General features: G+C 70.8%; 18 protein-coding genes. 6 read left to right on the top strand and 12 right to left on the bottom strand.

Annotation, left to right across the window (positions count from 1 at the left end; translation table 11 throughout):
- Nucleotides 1–50: 50 nt before the first annotated feature.
- From nusB to JOF43_RS13130, 4 genes are all read right to left on the bottom strand, one after another.
- Nucleotides 51–569, bottom strand: a complete 519-nt coding sequence (gene nusB / locus JOF43_RS13145; RefSeq protein WP_209902657.1) for a transcription antitermination factor NusB — start codon at nucleotides 567–569, stop codon at nucleotides 51–53.
- Nucleotides 566–1,126 carry an elongation factor P gene (gene efp, locus JOF43_RS13140; RefSeq protein ID WP_209902656.1) on the bottom strand — a complete coding sequence of 187 codons (561 nt, stop codon included), beginning with the start codon at nucleotides 1,124–1,126 and terminating at the stop codon, nucleotides 566–568. The genes nusB and efp overlap by 4 nt, the downstream gene beginning before the upstream one ends.
- 74 nt (nucleotides 1,127–1,200) lie before the next feature.
- Nucleotides 1,201–1,821 (bottom strand): MarR family transcriptional regulator, encoded by a 621-nt coding sequence (locus JOF43_RS13135; RefSeq protein WP_209902654.1) that lies wholly within the window; start codon nucleotides 1,819–1,821, stop codon nucleotides 1,201–1,203.
- A gap of 146 nt (nucleotides 1,822–1,967) precedes the next feature.
- Complete coding sequence (locus tag JOF43_RS13130) at nucleotides 1,968–3,572, bottom strand: ABC-F family ATP-binding cassette domain-containing protein (RefSeq protein WP_209902652.1); 1,605 nt, start codon at nucleotides 3,570–3,572, stop codon at nucleotides 1,968–1,970.
- A gap of 303 nt (nucleotides 3,573–3,875) precedes the next feature.
- On the opposite strand from JOF43_RS13130, the gene ald reads away from it, so the two are divergent.
- Nucleotides 3,876–4,991, top strand: a complete 1,116-nt coding sequence (gene ald / locus JOF43_RS13125) for an alanine dehydrogenase (RefSeq protein ID WP_209902650.1) — start codon at nucleotides 3,876–3,878, stop codon at nucleotides 4,989–4,991.
- Between the two features lie 75 nt (nucleotides 4,992–5,066).
- Here ald and JOF43_RS13120 read toward each other — a convergent pair whose 3' ends face one another.
- From JOF43_RS13120 to JOF43_RS13095, 6 genes are all read right to left on the bottom strand, one after another.
- Nucleotides 5,067–5,399 (bottom strand): metal-sulfur cluster assembly factor, encoded by a 333-nt coding sequence (locus tag JOF43_RS13120; protein ID WP_209902648.1) that lies wholly within the window; start codon nucleotides 5,397–5,399, stop codon nucleotides 5,067–5,069.
- A gap of 99 nt (nucleotides 5,400–5,498) precedes the next feature.
- Nucleotides 5,499–6,260 (bottom strand): Fe-S cluster assembly ATPase SufC, encoded by a 762-nt coding sequence (gene sufC, locus JOF43_RS13115; RefSeq protein ID WP_209902647.1) that lies wholly within the window; start codon nucleotides 6,258–6,260, stop codon nucleotides 5,499–5,501.
- A 69-nt stretch (nucleotides 6,261–6,329) separates the two neighbouring features.
- The gene (locus JOF43_RS13110; protein ID WP_209902644.1) at nucleotides 6,330–6,668 is read right to left on the bottom strand and encodes a non-heme iron oxygenase ferredoxin subunit; all 339 of its coding nucleotides are present in this window, start codon (nucleotides 6,666–6,668) and stop codon (nucleotides 6,330–6,332) included.
- On the bottom strand, nucleotides 6,668–7,993 hold the full coding sequence (gene sufD, locus JOF43_RS13105; RefSeq protein ID WP_209902643.1) for a Fe-S cluster assembly protein SufD: 1,326 nt from the start codon (nucleotides 7,991–7,993) through the stop codon (nucleotides 6,668–6,670). Before sufD ends, JOF43_RS13110 begins: the two co-directional genes overlap by 1 nt.
- On the bottom strand, nucleotides 7,993–9,420 hold the full coding sequence (gene sufB, locus JOF43_RS13100; RefSeq protein ID WP_209902641.1) for a Fe-S cluster assembly protein SufB: 1,428 nt from the start codon (nucleotides 9,418–9,420) through the stop codon (nucleotides 7,993–7,995). Before sufB ends, sufD begins: the two co-directional genes overlap by 1 nt.
- Nucleotides 9,417–10,151, bottom strand: coding sequence for a helix-turn-helix transcriptional regulator (locus JOF43_RS13095; RefSeq protein WP_209902639.1), 735 nt, complete (start codon nucleotides 10,149–10,151; stop codon nucleotides 9,417–9,419). Before JOF43_RS13095 ends, sufB begins: the two co-directional genes overlap by 4 nt.
- Nucleotides 10,152–10,377: 226 nt before the next feature.
- Between JOF43_RS13095 and JOF43_RS13090 the strand changes: the two genes are divergently transcribed.
- From JOF43_RS13090 to map, 5 genes are all read left to right on the top strand, one after another.
- Nucleotides 10,378–11,439, top strand: coding sequence for a glutathione S-transferase family protein (locus JOF43_RS13090; RefSeq protein ID WP_209902637.1), 1,062 nt, complete (start codon nucleotides 10,378–10,380; stop codon nucleotides 11,437–11,439).
- Nucleotides 11,440–11,555: 116 nt separating this feature from the next.
- Nucleotides 11,556–12,470, top strand: a complete 915-nt coding sequence (locus JOF43_RS13085; protein ID WP_209902636.1) for an ABC transporter ATP-binding protein — start codon at nucleotides 11,556–11,558, stop codon at nucleotides 12,468–12,470.
- A complete protein-coding gene (locus tag JOF43_RS13080) occupies nucleotides 12,467–13,285 on the top strand; it encodes an ABC transporter permease (RefSeq protein ID WP_209902634.1) in 819 nt (272 codons plus the stop codon). Before JOF43_RS13085 ends, JOF43_RS13080 begins: the two co-directional genes overlap by 4 nt.
- Nucleotides 13,286–13,384: 99 nt before the next feature.
- Nucleotides 13,385–14,452: a COX15/CtaA family protein gene (locus tag JOF43_RS13075; protein ID WP_209902632.1), complete on the top strand. Its 1,068-nt coding sequence runs from the start codon at nucleotides 13,385–13,387 to the stop codon at nucleotides 14,450–14,452.
- Nucleotides 14,449–15,270 (top strand): type I methionyl aminopeptidase, encoded by an 822-nt coding sequence (gene map / locus JOF43_RS13070; RefSeq protein WP_209902630.1) that lies wholly within the window; start codon nucleotides 14,449–14,451, stop codon nucleotides 15,268–15,270. The genes JOF43_RS13075 and map overlap by 4 nt, the downstream gene beginning before the upstream one ends.
- A gap of 160 nt (nucleotides 15,271–15,430) precedes the next feature.
- Here map and acnA read toward each other — a convergent pair whose 3' ends face one another.
- Together acnA and JOF43_RS13060 are read right to left on the bottom strand one after the other, a co-directional pair.
- Complete coding sequence (gene acnA, locus JOF43_RS13065) at nucleotides 15,431–18,241, bottom strand: aconitate hydratase AcnA (RefSeq protein ID WP_209902628.1); 2,811 nt, start codon at nucleotides 18,239–18,241, stop codon at nucleotides 15,431–15,433.
- A 282-nt stretch (nucleotides 18,242–18,523) separates the two neighbouring features.
- Nucleotides 18,524–19,840, bottom strand: a complete 1,317-nt coding sequence (locus JOF43_RS13060; RefSeq protein ID WP_209902626.1) for a class I SAM-dependent RNA methyltransferase — start codon at nucleotides 19,838–19,840, stop codon at nucleotides 18,524–18,526.
- Nucleotides 19,841–19,855: the final 15 nt, after the last annotated feature.

Raw genomic sequence — 19,855 nt, 5'->3', positions numbered from 1 at the left:
CGCCGCGTCCCGGGCCTGGGATGCGTCCGCGGCACCGGAGGTGGGTCCTCTCAGGTCAGCAGGCCGCGGACGTCGGCCAGGCGCTGCAGGAGCCCGTTGACGAAGCGCGGCGAGTCGTCGGTCGAGAGCACCTCGGCGATCTTGGTGTACTCCCCGATGATCGCTCCGCGCCCGGCGTCGTCCCCGCCGTACAGCACCTCGGCGCTGCCCAGGCGCAGGATGGCGCGGTCCACCGCGGGCATCCGGTACAGGGGCCAGTCCCGCGAGTGGGTCTCGAGGTCCTCGTCGATGTCCCGGGCCTGGGGCGCGTAGAGCTCGACCAGCTCCCGGGCGGCCTGCGGCAGCGGGCTCTGCGCGGCCGTGCGCCGCACGCGCTCGGCGAGCACGTCGAGCACGTCCTGGTCGCGGGCGTCGGCCTCGAAGAGGACGTCGAGGGCACGGATGCGGTCGCGAGAGCGCCGGTGGAGGCGATCGGTGGCGGCAGGCACGGTGCGCTCGAACTCGACCTCGGCCCCCTCCCGCGACGGGAGGGGGAGGCCGGTGCCCCGGGGGGCGGGGGAATCGGTCACTTCACGCGCTCGAGGTAGTCGCCGGTGCGGGTGTCGACCTTGACCTTCTCGCCCTGGTCCAGGAACAGCGGGACCTGGATCTCACGGCCGGTGGTCAGCGTCGCGGGCTTGGTGCCGCCGCTGGAGCGGTCGCCCTGCAGGCCTGGCTCGGTGAACTCGATCTCCAGCACCACGGAGGGCGGCAGCTCGACGAACAGCGCCTCTCCCTCGTGGAAGGCCACGACCACGTCCTGCTCCTCGACCATGAAGTCCTTGGCGTCACCCACGACCTCCGGGGCGAGGCTGGTCTGCTCCCAGTTCGAGGTGTCCATGAACACGTACATGTCGCCGTCGAGGTACGAGTACTGCATGTCGCGACGGTCGACCGTCGCCGTCTCGACCTTCACCCCGGCGTTGAAGGTCTTGTCGATGCCCTTGCCGGACATCACGTTCTTCAGCTTGGTGCGCACGAAGGCAGGGCCCTTCCCGGGCTTGACGTGCTGGAACTCGACCACGCTCCACAGCTGCTTGTCCAGAACGAGGACCATCCCGTTCTTCAGATCGTTCGTCGTCGCCATGTGTCTCCTCGGTTGTCGTCGGGGCGCGACAAGAATACCGCGCGCTCACGCGGAGTCCGCGGTACGGGCGGACCTCACCGCGCCGACGTGAGGTCGATCATGCTGAGCAGCCGCACGGCCAGGGGGTGGGCCGCGCTCTCCTCCCGCCAGCCGCTGGTGCGCACGGCCCGGGAGACGGTCTGCTGGGTCACGCCGAGCCGCTGCGCCAGCTCGGCCTGGGTCGCCCCCGGGTCCTCGCGCAGCGCGCGGACGGTCTGCCACTGGCCGCGGTTGCGCGTGCGGATCATCCACCCGATCAGACGCAGCACCGCTTCGGCATCCTCGGCGGTGCTCTGCTGGCGGTCGTCGGCGGCCCGCACGACCAGTGGCACGCTGGAGGTCGTCCGCGCCGCCCGCACCGCCGCGGCGGCGGCCTCGACCGCCGGGCCCGCGGCCTCCCGGACGCTTCCGGGCAGCGGCCGGTCCACGGCGCCGATCCCGAGTCCGATCCGCCACCGATCCGCCTCCCGGGCCCGCAGCATCGCCTCGAGGGCATCCTCCGCCCGAGAGGCCAGCGCCAGCACCTCGGGCCCCGCGGTGCGCTCGGCCGGGCGGGTGAGCATCACGGGCTCGAGCGCCTCGAGCAGGGCGGGCACCGGGTCCGCACCGTCGGACGAGGGCCGCGCCGCGGCCGCGGAGAGGGACAGGACGAACATGCGGAACTCACCACCTGACACCGGGACCGCGGGAGGGTCCTCGATGCGTCGACGTCGCAGGGATCAGCCGAAACCTGCTGTAGTCGACAGTACAGTCTCCGGTCGCTGAGCGGTCGCTCCCCACGGGGGTCGCGAGCGGTCGGCGATCAGGCCAGTTCGACGAGCTCCTGGTACTCCGCGTTCCACAGGTCCTCGACGGCGTCGGGCATCATCAGCACCCGCTCGGGGGACAGCGAGGAGACCGCGCCGGCGTCGTGGGAGACCAGCACGACGGCTCCCTCGAAGGCCGCGAGCGCCCCGAGGATCTCCTCGCGGCTGGCGGGATCGAGGTTGTTCGTCGGCTCGTCCAGCAGCAGCACGTTCGCGCTGGAGACCACGAGGGCCGCGAGCGCGAGACGGGTCTTCTCCCCGCCCGAGAGCACGTGGGTCGGCTTGTGGACGTCGTCCCCGGTGAACAGGAAGGAGCCGAGGATCTTGCGGGCCTCGACCTCGGGCAGCTCGTAGGCCGCCGTCATCATGTTCTCGAGCACGGTGCGGTCGAGGTCGAGGGTCTCGTGCTCCTGGGCGTAGTAGCCGATCCGGAGGCCGTGACCGGGCAGGATGCCGCCGGTGTCCGCCTCGTCGACCCCGGCGAGGATCCGCAGCAGCGTCGTCTTGCCCGCACCGTTCAGGCCCAGGACCACCACGCGCGAGCCGCGGTCGATCGCGAGGTCCACGCCGGCGAAAATCTCGAGGCTGCCGTAGGACTTCGAGAGGTCCTCGGCCATCAGCGGGGTCTTGCCGCAGGGGGCGGGCTTGGGGAAGCGCAGCGAGGCCACCCGGTCCTGCTGCCGCTCCCCCTCGACGCCGTCGAGCATCCGCTCGGCCCTCTTGAGCATGTTCTGGGCGGCCACGGCCTTGGTGGCCTTGGCGCGCATCTTCTCCGCCTGCGCGGTCAGCGCCGTCGCCTTCTTCTCGGCGTTCTGGCGCTCGCGCTTGCGGCGTTTCTCGTCGTCCTCGCGCTGGCGCTGGTACAGCTTCCAGCCCATGTTGTACATGTCGATCACGGAGCGGTTCGCGTCGAGGTAGAAGACCTTGTTGACGACGTGCTCGACGATCTCCACGTCGTGGCTGATGATGATCAGCCCGCCGCGGTAGGCCAGCAGGTACTCGCGCAGCCAGATGATCGAATCGGCGTCGAGGTGGTTGGTCGGCTCGTCCAGGATCATGGTCGAGGCCTGGGAGAACAGGATCCGGGCGAGCTCGACCCGCCGGCGCTGGCCGCCGGAGAGGGTGCCCAGCTCCTGCTCGAGCAGCCGGTTGGGCAGGCCCAGGTTCGCGGCCATCCGCTTGGCCTCGGCCTCCGCGGCGTAGCCGCCCACGGCGTCGAGCTCGGCCTCCAGCCGCGGATAGCGGTTCATCGCCTTCTCGCGACGCGCCTCGGACAGGCTCATGTCGCCCATCTCCTCCTCGGCGCGGCGCAGACGGCGCAGCACGTCGTCGAGGCCGCGGGCCGAGAGGATGCGGGCGATCACGGGTTCGGTGTCGTCCCCGCTGTGGGTGTCCTGGGGCAGGTACCCGAGCTGGCCGGTCACCTCGACCGAGCCCTCCGAGGGCTGCAGCGTGCCCGAGAGCACCTTGGTCAGGGTGGTCTTGCCGGCGCCGTTGCGACCCACCAGGCCGACGCGGTCGCCGTCGGTGAGCTGGAAGGAGACGTCGCTCATGAGCAGCCGGGCACCGACGCGGATGGCGAGGTCGTGCACGGTGATCACAGGATCGGACTCCTAGGTCGGGAGGGAAGCGGTCGGGGGCCACGGCAGGGGCCGCAGCGCGGCGCCCGGGCCCGGGGCGGCACCCCGGTGCAGGGCCGGATCGAGTCTAGGTGCGCGGGCCCCCGACGGCCTCCGATTTCCGCTCCACGGTGCCACGGACCACAGTCACGCCCGCGACCGCGACCGTCCCTCACAGGATGGTCACCGTGTCGTCCTGCGCCCGCCTCCTCCAGGTGCGATGCTGGTGCTCGACGGCCGCCGCGGGCGGCCCGGCAACGTCGCGTGGAGCGAGGAGGCTTCGTCATGCTCATCGGGGTGCCCCGGGAGATCAAGAACAACGAGAACCGGGTGGGCCTGACCGCCTCCGGGGTCCATGAGCTCGTCGTCCGCGGCCACGAGGTGGCCGTCGAGAGCGGGGCCGGGCTCGGCGCCCGGATCTCGGACGAGGACTACCGAGCGGCAGGAGCGCGGATCCTGGGCACCGCCGAGGAGGTCTGGGGCCGGGCCGGCATGATCGTCAAGGTCAAGGAACCTCTGGAGGCCGAGTACCCGCTGCTGCGGCGGGGCCAGGTACTGCTGACCTACCTGCATCTCGCGGCGGACGCAGCGCTGACCGAGGCGCTGCTGTCCTCCGGCGTCACCGCGATCGCCTACGAGACGGTCCAGCGCCCGGACCGTTCGCTGCCCCTGCTCGCCCCCATGTCCATGATCGCCGGTCGTCTCGCGACCCAGGTCGCCGCCTATCACCTGATGGCACCTGTGGGCGGTTCCGGGATGCTGATGGGCGGAGTGCCCGGAACCGACGAGGCCGATGTCCTCATCCTCGGCGGCGGCATGGTCGGCGAGCAGGCTGCCATGATGGCCCACGGGCTGCACGCGGACGTCACCGTCATGGACCTCGACGTCTCGCGCCTCGGACAGATCGCGACCATGCACCACGGCGGCATCCTCACCCGCTACTCCACGACGCTCGACCTGGCCGCCAAGATCCGCGAGGCCGACGTGGTGATCGGCTCGGTGCTGATCCCCGGCAAGAAGGCCCCGAAGCTGGTGACCGACGAGATGGTCGCGACCATGAAGCCCGGCTCGGTGCTGGTCGACGTGGCGATCGACCAGGGCGGCTGCTTCGAGAACTCCCGCCCCACCACGCACGACGCCCCCACCTTCGCGGTCCACGACACGAGGTTCTACTGCGTGGCAAACATGCCGGGCTCGGTGCCCGTCACCGCGACCTCGGCGCTGACCCACGCCACCCTCCCCTACGTGCTGAAGGTCGCGGACGCCGGCTGGCGCGATGCCCTGCGGTCCGATCCGGCCCTGGCCAAGGGGTTGCACACCCATGAGGGCGCTCTCACGCACGAGGGCACCGGCGAGGCGCACGGCCTCGAGGTCACCCCCGCGGACCGCCTCCTGGGCTGACCTCTTCCCCGCACGCCAGGACGGGCCCCGGGAATGATCCCGGGGCCCGTCCTGGCGTGGTGCGCGGAGCTGGGCTCAGAGGTTGAAGCCGATCGCGCGCAGCTGCTCGCGACCGTCCTCGGTGATCTTCTCCATGCCCCACGGCGGCATCCACACCCAGTTGATGCGATGGGACTCCGTGATGGGGTCGAGCACCGCGAACGTCTGCTCCTCGAGCATGTCCGTCAGCGGGCAGGCGGCGGAGGTGAGCGTCATGTCGACGACGGCATCGCCGTCCTCGATCCTCACGCCGTAGACGAGGCCGAGGTCGACGACGTTGATCCCGAGCTCGGGGTCGATCACGTCCTTCATCGCCTCGATCACGTCCTCGGAGCTCACGGTCGCCGACGGGGTCTCCTGGTCGGTCATGGCTTCCTCCTGATGAGGTGCGGGCCGTGATCACGACCCGCGGTGGGATGGGCTCCGGGCCGACCGCGGATCGCTCCCGCGCCGGCCCGGGTGGCGTGGTCAGCTGCCCGCGCCGACGAGGAACCGGTCGTAGCCCTCGGACTCGAGCCGCTCGGCCAGTTCCGGGCCGCCCTGCTCCGCGATCCGACCGCCCACGAAGACGTGGACGAAGTCCGGCTTCACGTACTGCAGGATGCGCGTGTAGTGGGTGATCAGCATGATGCCGACGTCGGTGGTCTCCTTGGCGCGGTTGACGCCCTCGGAGACGATGCGCAGCGCATCGACGTCGAGGCCGGAGTCGGTCTCGTCGAGGATGGCGATGGAGGGCTTCAGCAGCTGCATCTGCAGGATCTCGTGGCGCTTCTTCTCGCCGCCGGAGAAGCCTTCGTTGACGTTGCGCTCGGCGAAGACCGGATCCATGCGCAGGTCGTCCATGGACCCCTTGACGTCCTTGACCCAGGTGCGCAGCGAGGGGGCCTCGCCGTCGATCGCGGTCTTGGCGGTGCGCAGGAAGTTCGAGACGGTGACGCCGGGGACCTCGACCGGGTACTGCATGGCGAGGAAGAGACCGGCGCGGGCGCGCTCGTCGATGCTCATCTCCAGCACGTCCTCACCGTCGAGCGTCAGCTCGCCCTCGGTGATCTCGTACTTGGGGTGGCCGGCGACCGCATAGGCGAGGGTCGACTTGCCGGAGCCGTTGGGGCCCATGATGGCGTGGGTCTCGCCGGAGCGGATCGTGAGGTCGACGCCCTTGAGGATCTCCTTGGTGCCCTCGGGGGTCTCGACGGTGGCGTGGAGGTTCTTGATCTCCAGGACAGACATGTGCAGTTCTCCTTGACCAGGGGTGCTGGTGGGTTCGGGGGCGGGCATCGAGGCGCGGTGCCCGGGTGATCAGGTGTCGTCGGCGGCGGTCGGATCCACCAGGATCTCGCCGCTGCTCTCATCGACCCGCACGGGGAAGACCCGCACGGGAAGGACGGCCGGGAGCTGCAGCGGACGACCCGTGACCAGGTCGAACTGGCTGCCGTGCTTCCAGCATTCGATGGTGCAGCCCTCGACGTCGCCGTCGGACAGCGGGATCTCCTCGTGCGAGCAGACGTCCTCGAGGGCGTGGACGCCGCCGTCCTCGTCGCGCACCAGGGCGATCTCGACGCCGCCGGCGACGAGGTCGATCGCCTCGCCCGCATCGAGCTGGTCGAGGGTGGCGACGGGGACGAAGGCGTCGGACATCAGCTCATGCTCCGGGCGAGCTCGACCTCGATGGACTCGGTGAGGTGCTCACGGATCTCCGGCACGTCGATCCGCTGGATCAGCTCGGCGAAGAAGCCGCGCACCACCAGGCGGCGGGCCTCCTTCTCCGGGATTCCGCGGGCGCGCAGGTAGAACAGCTGCTCGTCGTCGAAGCGACCGGTGGCGGCGGCGTGGCCGGCCCCCTCGATCTCCCCCGTCTCGATCTCCAGGTTCGGCACCGAGTCGGCGCGCGCACCCTCGGTGAGCACGAGGTTGCGGTTCAGCTCGTAGGTGTTGGTGCCCTCGGCCTCCTTGCGGATCAGCACGTCGCCGACCCACACCGAGCGAGCGCTCTTGCCCTGGAGCGCGCCCTTGTAGGCGGAGTCCGAGGTGCAGTTCGGGGCGGTGTGGTCCACGAACAGGCGGTGCTCGAGGAACTGGCCCTCGTCGGAGAAGTACAGGCCGAGGTTCTCGACCTCGCCGCCGGGACGGACCAGGTCGGAGATCGTGTTCACGCGCACGGCGCTGCCGCCGAGGGAGACCACGATGTGCTTGATCTTGGCGTTGCGACCGATCGAGCCGTGGTGGGTGGCGATGTGCAGTGCGTCGTCGTCCCAGTCCTGCAGGGCGATCACGGTCATCTGCGAGTTGTCGCCGGCGACCATCTCGACGTTCTGCGCGTACTGCGCGGAACCGGTGTGGTTGAGCACGAAGGTCGCGGCCGAGGACTCCTTGGTCTCCAGGACGATGTGCCCGTTGGCCCGACGGTCGGCGCCACGGCCGGAGATCTCGACCCGGTAGGGCGCAGGGAGCTCCGCGTTCTTCGGGGCCACCAGGTGCAGTGCCTGCTCGCTGCGCGCCGACGCGACGGCGGAGGGGAGGTCCTCGGGCACCAGGACGGTGCCGCGGGGGGCCTCGCCGACGGCGAGCGTGGAGGGCGCGGGGGCACCCTCGGGCACCTCGACGCGGTAGTCCACCGCGGGGTCGCCCTCGCGGTCGTCGGTCGGGGCGTCCACCAGCAGAGGGCCGAACCGGCGCAGCGGGGTGAAGCGCCACTCCTCGATGTCGCTGGTGGGCCGCTCGTGGTCCGAGAGCTCGAAGGAGCGGGCCCGGTCGCCGCGGTTGTGAGCGCCGTGCGCCGCGGACTGCTCGTCCGTCAGCGTCAGCCCCTCCTCCTCGAGTTCCACCGCGGCGGCGGAGTCCTCGGCCAGCGCGGACCGGGCGGCGACGGGCGCGGCACCCGCGGCGTGTCCCGCGTTCTCGTCGGCCGCAGGATCCTCTGCGCCGCCCGCATCCTTGAGTTCGGTCATGTCGGAGGTGGTCATCAACCGACTGCTCCTTCCATCTGCAGCTCGATCAGGCGATTCAGTTCGAGGGCGTACTCCATCGGGAGCTCGCGCGCGATGGGTTCGATGAACCCGCGCACGATCATGGCCATCGCCTCGGTCTCCTCCATGCCGCGGCTCCTCAGGTAGAAGAGCTGCTCCTCGGAGACCTTGGAGACGGTGGCCTCGTGGCCCATCTGCACGTCGTCGACGCGGACGTCGACGTAAGGGTAGGTGTCGGTGCGGGAGATCTGGTCCACCAGCAGCGCGTCGCACAGCACGGTGGAGGCGGCGTGCTCCGCTCCGGGCATCACCTGGACCAGGCCGCGGTAGGAGCTGCGCCCGCCGCCGCGCGAGACCGACTTGGACACGATGGAGCTCGAGGTGTGCGGCGCCATGTGCACCATCTTCGAGCCGGTGTCCTGGTGCTGGCCCTCGCCCGCGAAGGCGACCGACAGCGTCTCGCCACGGGCGTGCTCGCCCATCAGCCAGACGGCCGGGTACTTCATGGTGACCTTCGAGCCGATGTTGCCGTCGACCCACTCCATGGAGCCGCCCTGCTCGACCGTGGTGCGCTTGGTGACCAGGTTGTACACGTTGTTCGACCAGTTCTGGATGGTCGTGTAGCGCACGTTCGCGTCCTTCTTCACCACGATCTCGACGACGGCCGAGTGCAGGGAATCGGACTGGTAGATCGGCGCGGTGCAGCCCTCGACGTAGTGCACCGAGGAGCCCTCGTCGGCGATGATCAGGGTGCGCTCGAACTGGCCCATGTTCTCGGTGTTGATCCGGAAGTAGGCCTGCAGCGGGATCTCCACGTGGACGCCCTTGGGGACGTACACGAAGGAGCCGCCCGACCACACGGCGGTGTTCAGCGCGGAGAACTTGTTGTCCCCCGCGGGGATCACGGTGCCGAAGTACTCCTCGAACAGCTCGGGGTAGTCCCGCAGACCGGTGTCGGTGTCCACGAAGATGACGCCCTGCTCCTCGAGATCCTCGCGGATCTGGTGGTAGACGACCTCGGACTCGTACTGGGCGGCGACGCCCGCGACGAGGCGCTGCTTCTCGGCCTCCGGGATCCCCAGCCGGTCGTAGGTCTCCTTGATGTCGGCCGGGAGGTCCTCCCAGTCGGTGACCTGCTGCTCGGTGGAGCGCACGAAGTACTTGATGGTGTCGAAGGCGATGCCGGACAGGTCCGGGCCCCAGGTGGGCAGCGGCTTCTTGCCGAACAGCTTCAGCGCCTTCAGGCGGCGCTTGAGCATCCATTCCGGCTCGTCCTTCAGCTCGGAGATGTTGCGGACGACCTCCTCGCTCAGACCGCGGCGGGCGGTGGCGCCGGCCGTGTCGTCGTCACGCCAGCCGTACGCGTAGTGGCCCATGGAGTCGATGATCTCGTCCTGGGAGAGCTTCTCTGGTGCGCTCGTCATGATGTCCTTCCCTCGGTGAGCGGAATGTGTGTCGTGCAGCAGTGGGCGCCCTGCGCCAGGGTGGCCAGGCGTTGGACGGGCGCCCCGATGATTCGGGAGATGACTCGGGTCTCGGCCTCGCACAGCTCGGGGTGATCCGCGGCGACGTCGAGGACAGGGCAGTGGCCGTGGCACAACTGCGCCGTGACGAGCGTACGCGGGCTCGAGCCGGACCGCGCACCCGGTGTGGGCAGCGGGACGTGCAGGGGGCGCACGGTGGTGGCGTAGCCCCGCGAGGTCAGCAGCTCGGCGAGCAGCTCGACCTTGCGGGAGATGGTGACCTTCTCCCCCGCCGCCTCGCGGACGGCGACGGCCTCGGCCAGTGCCGCTTCCCAGTCGGCGACCCGGCGCTCAGCGAGACGGGCCACGGCCTCGTCGCCGCGTCGGGCGAGTTCCTCGACCGCCATCACGGCGAGCTCGTCATAGCCGCCGGGAAGGTGATCGTGCGCGGACTTCGAGAGCACGAAGGCCTTGCTGGGGCGGCCCCGGCCGCGGTGCGCGACCGGCATCTCGTGCTCGGCGATGACGTCCTCGGCCTCGAGCGCCGCGAGATGGCGCCGGACGGCGGCGCTGGTGAGCCCGAAGCGCTCGGCCAGCTGGCGGGCGGTGATCGGTCCGTGCGCCGAGATCGCCTCGACGAGCCGGTCGCGAGTGGCCGGCGGGCCCGCCGGGTCCAGATCCGGTGCGGTCATCCGTGCATCACCTTCTTCCGTCGACCGTTCTTCATTTTACAACATACGGCTTGCCAAATACCCCCGCAAGGGTGTGTGCCACGGCACCAAGGGTGCCCTTACCTGCGACATCGCGCCCAGGGCAGCTCGGAGCACTGTGCGCCCTTTTCTTTAATACTATTTTCAACTACCGTGGAGCGCACCACGGCACCGCGCCGCCGCCGCCGGAGATCGAGGAAGGGACACCATGACCACCGAGGACCGCACCGCCGAGCACTCGACCGAGGGCTCCTACGTCCACAAGGGCAAGCCCTTCGACCGGGACATGAACTACATCGACGACCGCATCACCCGCGACGGCCGGGATGGCTGGCCCGTCGAGGCGGGGCGTTACCGTCTGATCGCCGCCCGTGCCTGTCCCTGGGCCAATCGCACCCTGATCTCCCGCCGTCTGCTCGGACTCGAGGAGGCCCTCTCGGTCGGCATGCCCGGCCCCACCCACGACCGGCGCTCCTGGACCTTCGACCTCGACGAGGGCGGCGTCGACCCGGTGCTGGGCTACGAGCGCCTCCAGCAGGCCTACTTCGCCCGCTTCCCCGACTACCCGCGCGGCATCACGGTCCCGGCCGTCGTGGACGTCCCCACCCGGGCCGTGGTGACCAACGACTTCCAGCGCATCACCCTCGACTTCGCCACCGAATGGACGGCCCTGCACCGCGAGGGCGCGCCGGACCTCTATCCGCAGTCCCAGCGCGAGGAGATCGACGCGCTGAACACCTGGATGCTCCATCGGGTGAACAACGGCGTCTACAAGGTCGGCTTCGCCGGCGGCCAGGAGGTCTACGAGAAGGAGTACCGCGAGCTGTGGGCGGCGCTGGACGAGCTCGAGGAGCGCCTGGCCGACCGGCGCTACCTGATGGGCCCCTCGCTCACCGAGGCCGATGTGCGCCTGTTCCCCACCCTGATCCGCTTCGACCCGGTCTACTTCGGTCACTTCAAGGCGAATCGCCAACCGCTGGTGACCATGCCGAACCTGTGGAACTACACCAAGGACCTGTTCCAGACCCCGGGCTTCGGCGACACCGTCGACCTGCAGCAGATCAAGGAGCACTATTACATCGTGCACGAGGACATCAACCCCACCCAGGTGGTGCCGCTCGGGCCCGACATGAGCGGCCTGCTGGAGGCCCACGACCGTGACCGGTTCCCCACCGACACCTGGGGCGTCGGCGGCACCGCGCCCGAGCCGCCGCTCGCGGCGGAGGTCGTCGACCCCGCCCACACCCCGCTGCACGTGACGGGGCGCTGACAGGTTCGGTTCCGCTCGTCCGGCCGTGGAGCGCCGATATCCGACGAGCTGACGACGAGGGCGCTCCGCGGCGCAGTCGGACCCCTCCCCTCGTCCCCGCCTACGATGGGTCCGCCATGACTGACCACTCCAGCGCGCCCCCGGCGCTCGTCGCCGAGGACCTCACCCATTCCTACGGCCCCGTCCGCGCCCTCGACGGACTCTCTCTGCGGGCCCACCGCGGGGAGGTGACGGCCCTGCTGGGCCCCAACGGCGCCGGGAAGACCACGGCCGTCTCCTGCGCCACGGGGCTGCTGCGTCCCAGCGGCGGCACCCTCGAGGTGCTGGGACGCGACCCCTGGCGCGCCGGCCCCGAGCATCGCGCCCGGGTGGGCCTGATGATCCAGGACGGCGGCCTCGCCTCCGGGGCGAGGACGATGCAGCTGCTGCGCTACGGGGCGAGCCTGCACGCCGACCCGCTCGATGTGGACGAGGTCGCCGAGCACCTGGGGATCGACGAGTTCGCCGGCTCCCTGGTGCGCCGGCTCTCCGGCGGGCAGCGCCAGCGCCTGGCCCTCGCCCTCTCGCTCATCGGCCGCCCCGAGCTGATCTTCCTCGACGAGCCCACCGCCGGGATGGACCCCGCGATCCGCCGCCGGGTCCGCCGGCTGATCCGGGCGCTCGCCGACACCGGCACCGCCGTCGTGCTGACCACCCACATGATGGACGACGTGGTGGGGCTCGCCGATGCGGTCTGTGTCATCGCCGGGGGCCGCAGCGTCGCCTCCGGGTCGGTCCAGGAGGTCATCACCGCGCACCGTCAGGAGGAGGGCGAAGTCACCGTGCGCGCCGTCGCCCACGGCGTCGAGCGTGAGAGGGTCGCGGCGCTCGAGGCCGATCTGCACGCCGCCGCCGCCCGCCACGGGGCCCGCTTCGAGCTCACCGGGGCCGGCTCCGCCGATCTCGAGGCCGTGCTGCTGGACCTCATGCAGCAGGATCCGCCGCAGCCCGCCACCCCCTCGCCCACCACCCGGGGAGTCACACGCCGATGAGCACCACCTCCGACGGTCCCGCCGCTCCCGGGGCCTCCCTCGCCCCGGGCCCGGCCGTGCGCCCCACCGCCGCACCCGCTCCGCGTCTGCGCCGCGTGCTCGCCCACACCTCCCTCGAAGCCCGCGTGCTGCTCAGCAACGGCGAGCAGCTGATGGTCGCGATCGCCCTGCCGACGCTCGTGCTCCTCGGGCTGCGGCTGCTTCCCGTCGGCCGGCTCGAGGGCGCCGAGCCCATCGACACCGCCCTCGCCGCGACGCTCGCGACCGCGCTGATCTCCACCTCCTTCACCTCCCAGGCGATCCAGACCGGCTTCGACCGGCGCAACGGGGTGCTGCGCTGGATCGCGACCACTCCCCTGGGCCGGGACGGATACCTCGCCGGGAAGGTGCTCGCGACGCTGCTCGTGCACGCCGTGCAGATCGTGGTGCTGGGACTGCTCGCCCTGATCCTCGGCTGGCGCCCCGGTGCGCTGGAGCTCCTGGCCGCGCTGCCCGTCTGGCTGGTGGGCACGGTCGCCTTCGGAGCCCTCGGCCTCCTGGTCGCCGGACTGCTGCGCACCGAGGCCGTGCTCGCCGTGTCGAATCTCGTGTTCGTGCTGCTGGTCGCCGTCGGCGGCGTCGCCTTCCCGGCCGAGGCCTACCCGCGGATCCTGCGCGGTCTCGTGGACCTGCTGCCGTCCGGGGCACTCGGCGAGCTGCTGCGCGCCAGCCTCGCCGGCGGCGTGTTCAGCCTCGGATCGGTGCTCGTGCTGCTGGCCTGGGCCGTGCTCGGCACCGCCGCCGTGATCCGCTGGTTCCGTTGGACGGACAGCTGAGGGGCACGATCACCCCGTGGGCGGGACGGGGAGAGCACCGATGTGAAAGGCGTCGCCGCGACGATGGGACACCCAGGGAAAGTTCTTACACTCGATGGCATGAACGCTTCTCCGCCGGCCGTCGACGAGCATCCGGCTCCCGCCCCGCGCCTCGAGCTCGTCGGACGGATCTCCCTGTCCGGAGAGCGCACCCTGGGGCTCTCCGCGGCCAATCGCGCTCGGATCGCCGCCGTCGTGTTCTGGGGGAATCTGGTCTGCCAGATCGGCATCATCGTCTCCGGCGGCGTCGTCCGCCTGACCAGTAGCGGGCTGGGGTGCTCGACCTGGCCGAACTGCGAACCGGGCCAGTTCACCCCTGAGCTGACCATGGAAGCCGGGATCCATCCCTTCATCGAGTTCGGCAACCGCACCCTGACCGGGGTCCTGGGCGTCTTCGCCGTCGCCCTGCTGCTGGTCTCCCTGCTCTGGCTGGGTCACAAGGGCAGCAGCCTGCGGTGGCTCTCCCTGGTCCCGCTGATCGGCACCGCGGTGCAGGCGATCGTCGGCATGGTGGTCGTCCACGCGGACCTCCACCCGGGCGTCGTCAGCCCCCATTTCCTCATCTCGCCGATCCTCGTCGCGGTCTCCACCGTGCTCCTGTTCCGGCTGTACGACGGGGACGCCGCACGACGGCGCTCGCTCGTCCCGGGTGCCATGCACTGGATGAGCGGGGCGCTGGCCGTCATCGGCTTCGCGATCCTCGTGCTCGGCACCCTGGTCACCGGCACCGGCCCCCACTCGGGGGACGATGTCCACCCCGAGCGCCTCCCCTTCGACGCCCGCACGATCTCCTGGCTGCACGCGGACTCCGTGATGCTCTTCTGCGGCCTCCTGGTCGGACTCCTCATCGCCCTGTACCTCATCGGTGCCGCGCGGCAGACGCGCCGGGCTACCTGGAGCCTGGTCGTCATCACCGTGCTGCAGGCGGCGATCGGGTACACGCAGTACTTCACCCAGCTGCCGGAAGTGCTGGTCGGTCTCCACATGCTCGGTGCGGGCCTGGTCGCCGCCGGCATCGCCTGGGTCGCCGTCTCCCTGTACTCGTGGCAGGGCACGGGGCCCGACGTCGTCGAGTACGGCACGGACCGCTCGGCGCCTCCCGCCCCCACCGGAAAGGCTCCGCGATGATCCTCGGCCGCCGCCGTCGCAGCGCGACGCAGGACCTGCCCACCTTCGAGCAGGCGCAGCCCGCGGGCCGCTTCGTGGCCTCGGTGCTCTCGCACCTGCGCGAGGTCGTGGACGTCGGCTGGAACCTGCTGGAGGTGGACGCCGAGGCCCATCGCCTCATCCGCGAGGCCGGGGCGACCAGCTGCTACATCGACTACCACCCGGTGTTCGGGGCGTCCCCGTTCGGCTACGTCATCTGCACCTCCGTCAACGAGGGCGTGCTCCACGGTCGTCCCTACGACCGGGTGCTCGTGGACGGGGATCTGCTCTCCCTCGACTTCGCCGTCGAGGTCGAGGGCTGGGTCGCCGACTCCTGCCTGACCATCGCGGTGGGCACGCCGCGACCGGAGGACCAGCAGCTCATCCGGGATACCGAGCAGGTGATGTGGGCGGGCATCGATCAGGTGCGCGCCGGCAGCACGGTCGGCGACATCGGCCACGCGGTGATGACCACGGCGCACGACCTCGGCTACACGATCAACGACCGCTTCGGGGGCCACGGCGTGGGGCGCACCATGCACGAGGCGCCCTTCGTGCCCAATCACGGCACCCCCGGCGGCGGCGCGGAGCTGGAGGCCGGCCAGCTGCTCACGGTCGAGCCGTTCCTGGTGCCCACCACGCACGAGCTCGTGGTCGACGACCGGGACGGCTGGACCCAGCTGGCGGTCGACGGGTCCCGCGGCGCGCACGCCGAGCACACGCTGCAGGTCACCGACGGCGAGCCGATCGTGCTGACCGCCCGCGCGAACGATCCCGACCCCCGCAGCTCGGTGCGCTGACGCCCGAGAACGGCCCCGTCAGCCCCGTCCCTCCGCGACCCTCACGTCGAGACCCCCGATATGCACCAGGAACGGTGCATATCGGGGGTCTCGACGAGCGCAGGCGGCGCGCCCGCGGGGCGGCGGGCGCCCGCCAGGGGCTAGGGCCCCCGCGTCGATCTCAGGCGGCGACCAGGGAGCGCAGCACGTACTGCAGGATCCCCCCGTTGCGGAAGTACTCGGCCTCGCCCGGTGTGTCGATGCGCACCACCGCGTCGAAGGTCACGGTGCCGGCGGCATCGCCCTCCTTCGTGGCGACGACCTCGACGGTCTGCGGGACGCTCCCCTCGTTCAGGGCGGTCACGCCGGAGATCGAGAAGGTCTCGGTGCCGTCCAGGCCCAGCGACTCGGCGGACTCGCCGGCCGGGTACTGCAGGGGCAGCACACCCATGCCGATGAGGTTGGAGCGGTGGATGCGCTCGAAGCTCTCGGCGATGACGGCCTGGACGCCGAGGAGCTTCGTGCCCTTGGCCGCCCAGTCGCGGGAGGAGCCGGTGCCGTACTCCTTCCCCGCCAGGACCACCAGCGGGATGTCGCGCTCGGCGTAGGCCTGCGCCGCGTCGTAGATGAACTCCTGCTCACCGGTCAGGAAGTTCTTCGTGTACCCGCCCTCGACGCCGTCGAGCAGCTGGTTGCGGATGCGGATGTTGGCGAAGGTGCCGCGGATCATCACCTCGTGGTTGCCGCGACGGGAGCCGTAGGAGTTGAAGTCCTTGCGTGCGACCCCGTTCTCCTGCAGGTAGCGGCCGGCCGGGGAGTCGAGCTTGATGGAGCCGGCGGGTGAGATGTGGTCCGTGGTGGTGGAGTCGCCGACCTTGACCAGCACGCGGGCGCCGGAGATGTCGCCGACGGGCTCGGGCTCCTGCCCCATGCCCTCGAAGTACGGGGGCTTGCGCACGTAGGTCGATTCCGCGTCCCACGCGAAGGTCGCACCCTCGGGGGTGTCCAGGCTCCGCCAGCGCTCGTCCCCGGTGAAGACGTCCTTGTAGTCCTCGGTGAACATCTCCTGGGAGATGGACTCGCCGATGACCTTCTCGACCTCGGTGGGGCTGGGCCAGAGGTCGCGCAGAAAGACGTCCTCGCCCTCCTCGTCCGTGCCCAGCGGATCGTTCTCGAAGTCGAAGTCCATCGTGCCGGCGAGGGCGTAGGCGATGACCAGCGGCGGCGAGGCCAGGTAGTTCATCTTCACGTCGGGGTTGATGCGGCCCTCGAAGTTGCGGTTGCCCGAGAGCACCGCGGTGACGGCGAGGTCCTTCTCGGCGATCGCGTCGGAGATCTCCGGGTCCAGCGGGCCCGAGTTGCCGATGCAGGTGGTGCAGCCGTAGCCGACGAGGTGGAAGCCGAGCTCCTCGAGCGCGGGCCACAGCCCCGCCCTGGTGTAGTAGTTCGTGACCACCTGGGAGCCGGGTGCCATCGAGGTCTTCACCCACGGCTTGGAGGTCAGGCCGCGGTCGGCGGCGTTGCGGGCCAGCAGGCCCGCCGCCATCATCACCGAGGGGTTGGAGGTGTTCGTGCAGGACGTGATCGAGGCGATCGAGACGATGCCGTGGTCGATCGAGAAGTCCTGCCCGGCCACCTGCGCCGGGTTCGAGGCGCGTCCGGCGACGTGCTGGTGCTCGGGGGCCGCGCCGCCGGACTCGTTGTCCGAGTCCAGGGCCGCCGGGTCCGAGGCGGGGAAGGAACCGGCGGTGTCCGCGCCGTTGACGGAGGGCTCCTCGTGGCCCGCGTAGGTCGGCAGGACCTCGCGGAAAGCCTCCTTGGCCTGGGACAGGACGACGCGGTCCTGCGGACGCTTGGGGCCGGCGATCGAGGGCACCACGGTGGACAGGTCCAGCTCGAGGTACTCCGAGTAGGCGGCCTCCTTCGAGGGGTCGTGCCACAGGCCCTGACGCTTCGCGTAGGTTTCGACCAGATCGAGCTGCTCCTCGGTGCGACCGGTCAGCCGCAGGTAGTCGACGGTGACCTCGTCGACCGGGAAGATCGCGCAGGTCGAGCCGAACTCGGGGCTCATGTTGCCGATGGTCGCACGGTTGGCCAGCGGCACCTGGGCCACGCCGTCGCCGTAGAACTCGACGAACTTGCCGACCGCGCCGTGCTCGCGGAGCATCTCGGTGATCGTGAGGACCACGTCGGTGGCGGTGGCGGCGGGCGGGATCTCGCCGGTCAGCTTGAAGCCGACCACGCGCGGGATGAGCATCGAGACCGGCTGACCGAGCATCGCGGCCTCCGCCTCGATGCCGCCGACGCCCCAGCCCAGCACGCCCAGGCCGTTGACCATGGTGGTGTGCGAGTCGGTGCCGACGCAGGAGTCGGGGTAGGCACGCAGAACCGAGCCGTTCCCGTCACCGGCGGGGACCTCGCGGGTCATGACGGTCCGGGCGAGGTACTCGATGTTCACCTGGTGGACGATGCCGGTGCCCGGGGGGACGACCTTGAAGTCGTCGAAGGCGGTCTGTCCCCAGCGCAGGAACTGGTACCGCTCCCGGTTGCGCTCGTACTCCAGCTCCATGTTCTTCTCGAGCGCGTCGAGGCGACCGGCGACGTCGATCATCACGGAGTGGTCGATGACCATCTCGGCCGGGGCGAGGGGGTTGATCCGCTCGGGGTCGCCGCCGAGGTCCCGCATCGCCTCGCGCATGGTGGCGAGGTCGACGACGCAGGGCACGCCGGTGAAGTCCTGCATGATCACGCGCGCCGGCGTGAACTGGATCTCGACCGACGGGTCCGCCGTCGGCTCCCAGGCCGCCAGCGCCCGCACGTGATCGGCGGTGATGTTGGCGCCGTCCTCGGTGCGCAGGAGGTTCTCGAGCAGGATCTTGAGGCTGTAGGGAAGCTTGTCGGCGCCGTCGACGGCGTCGAGCGCGAAGATCTCGTAGTCGGTCCCGCCGACGGTGAGATCCTGCTTCGCGGCGAATGAGTTGGCTGTGCTCACGGGGCGAACTCCTCGGGTGTTGGGGCGACCCTGTCATCGTAGGCGGGCCCGCGAAGGCGGACGGGCGAACGGCGAACACGGCGACCGCCTGATGCAGGGCTGCGCTCGGGGGCCGCGGGGTCTCCGGAGTGATTCTCCGGCAGGTATCTTGAAGTCAAGATAAAGTCTACCACGGCCGGGCGTGTTCTTCTGACAGGTCGTCAGCTTACGCCGGTGTGCCGCCCCTCACCTCTGCGCTGTCCGTGATGGCCGAACGGCGCCGGAGCGCAGGCCCCTGCGCCCTCAGACGCGCTCGAGCACCGTCACCGACTCCACGTGATGGGTGTGCGGGAACAGGTCGAAGGCGCGCAGGTCCACGATCCTCCAGCCGGACTTCTCGATCGCGGCCAGATCGCGGGCGAGCGTGGAGGGCTCGCAGGAGACGTAGACGATCCGCTGGCGCACCGCATGGGCCAGCAGGCCCATCAGCTCGACCCCGGCGCCGCTGCGGGGCGGATCCAGCACCACGGCGTCCACGCCGCCGCGGCGGGCCCGCACCCAGTCGACGACATCGGCCGTGGCCGTCGAGACCTGGGGCAGGTCCTCGAGGTTCTCACCGGCGAGCTGGGAGGCGCGCCGGTTGCCCTCGACGGTGATCACGCTGCCGTCGGGGCCGACCTGCTCGGCGGCGGTCGCGGCGAACAGCCCGACCCCGCCGTAGAGGTCCCAGGCGCTCCCGCCGTACGGGGCGGCCAGGGTGGAGCCGACCACCTCGGTCAGCAGCTCGGCCGCGCGGCGGTGGCCCTGCCAGAACCCGGTGGCGCTGACGGAGAACAGCCGCTCGCCGACCCGCTCGTGCACGATGCCGTCGCCGCGCAGCGGCACCAGACCACGGCCGGTGCGCACGGCCACGTCGGCCTCGCCCCAGGCCTCGGGGATCTGCACGGAGGCCGGATCCAGCTCGCGGCCGATCAGCACCACCGAGGCGGGGCCTGCCGAGGGGGCGACGACGTCGACCGCCTCGGTGGCCTCGGGGGCGGTCCACTCCCCCAGCCGCAGGTCGCGGATCGCGGCGGCCGCGAGGGGGTTCTCCCCGGCGTCGCGGACGTCATGGGAGCGCCATCCGCGCATCCCCACGCCCCCGTCGCCGTCCACGGCGAACCGCACCCGGGTGCGGGAGCCGAGCCCGTCGATGTCGTGGGGTGCGGGCTCGACCTGCACGTCCTCGATCGGGTAGCTGCCCACGCCGGCGCGGCGCAGCAGCTCCTGCATGACCTCGCTGGCGATGCGCCGCTGGGCGGGCAGGGCGATGTGCGCCCATTCGGCCCCGCCGACGCCGTCGACCGAGGCCTCCTCCCAGACGGTCGGGACGCGGTCCACCCCGGCTTCGAGCACATCGATCGTCTCGGCCCGCCAGAAGCGGGCGTCCGCCTGCTTCTCGGGATCGTCCAGGAGGCGTGCGGTGACCGTCTCGCCCGGAGCGGTGCCGCGCACGAACACCACGCGACCCTCGTGCCGTGCGACGAACGTGCCGCCGGCAGCGGGAGGCCCGACGGTGAGGGTCAGAAGTCGGCCCGGCACGGCGGGGGTGCTCGGCACTCGTCGGGGGTCCGTGCTCATCGGTCCGCTCCCTCT

This window comes from Brachybacterium sacelli (assembly GCF_017876545.1).
Classification (GTDB): Bacteria; Actinomycetota; Actinomycetes; order Actinomycetales; family Dermabacteraceae; genus Brachybacterium; species Brachybacterium sacelli.
This window is presented reverse-complemented; position numbering and strand designations above follow the sequence as displayed.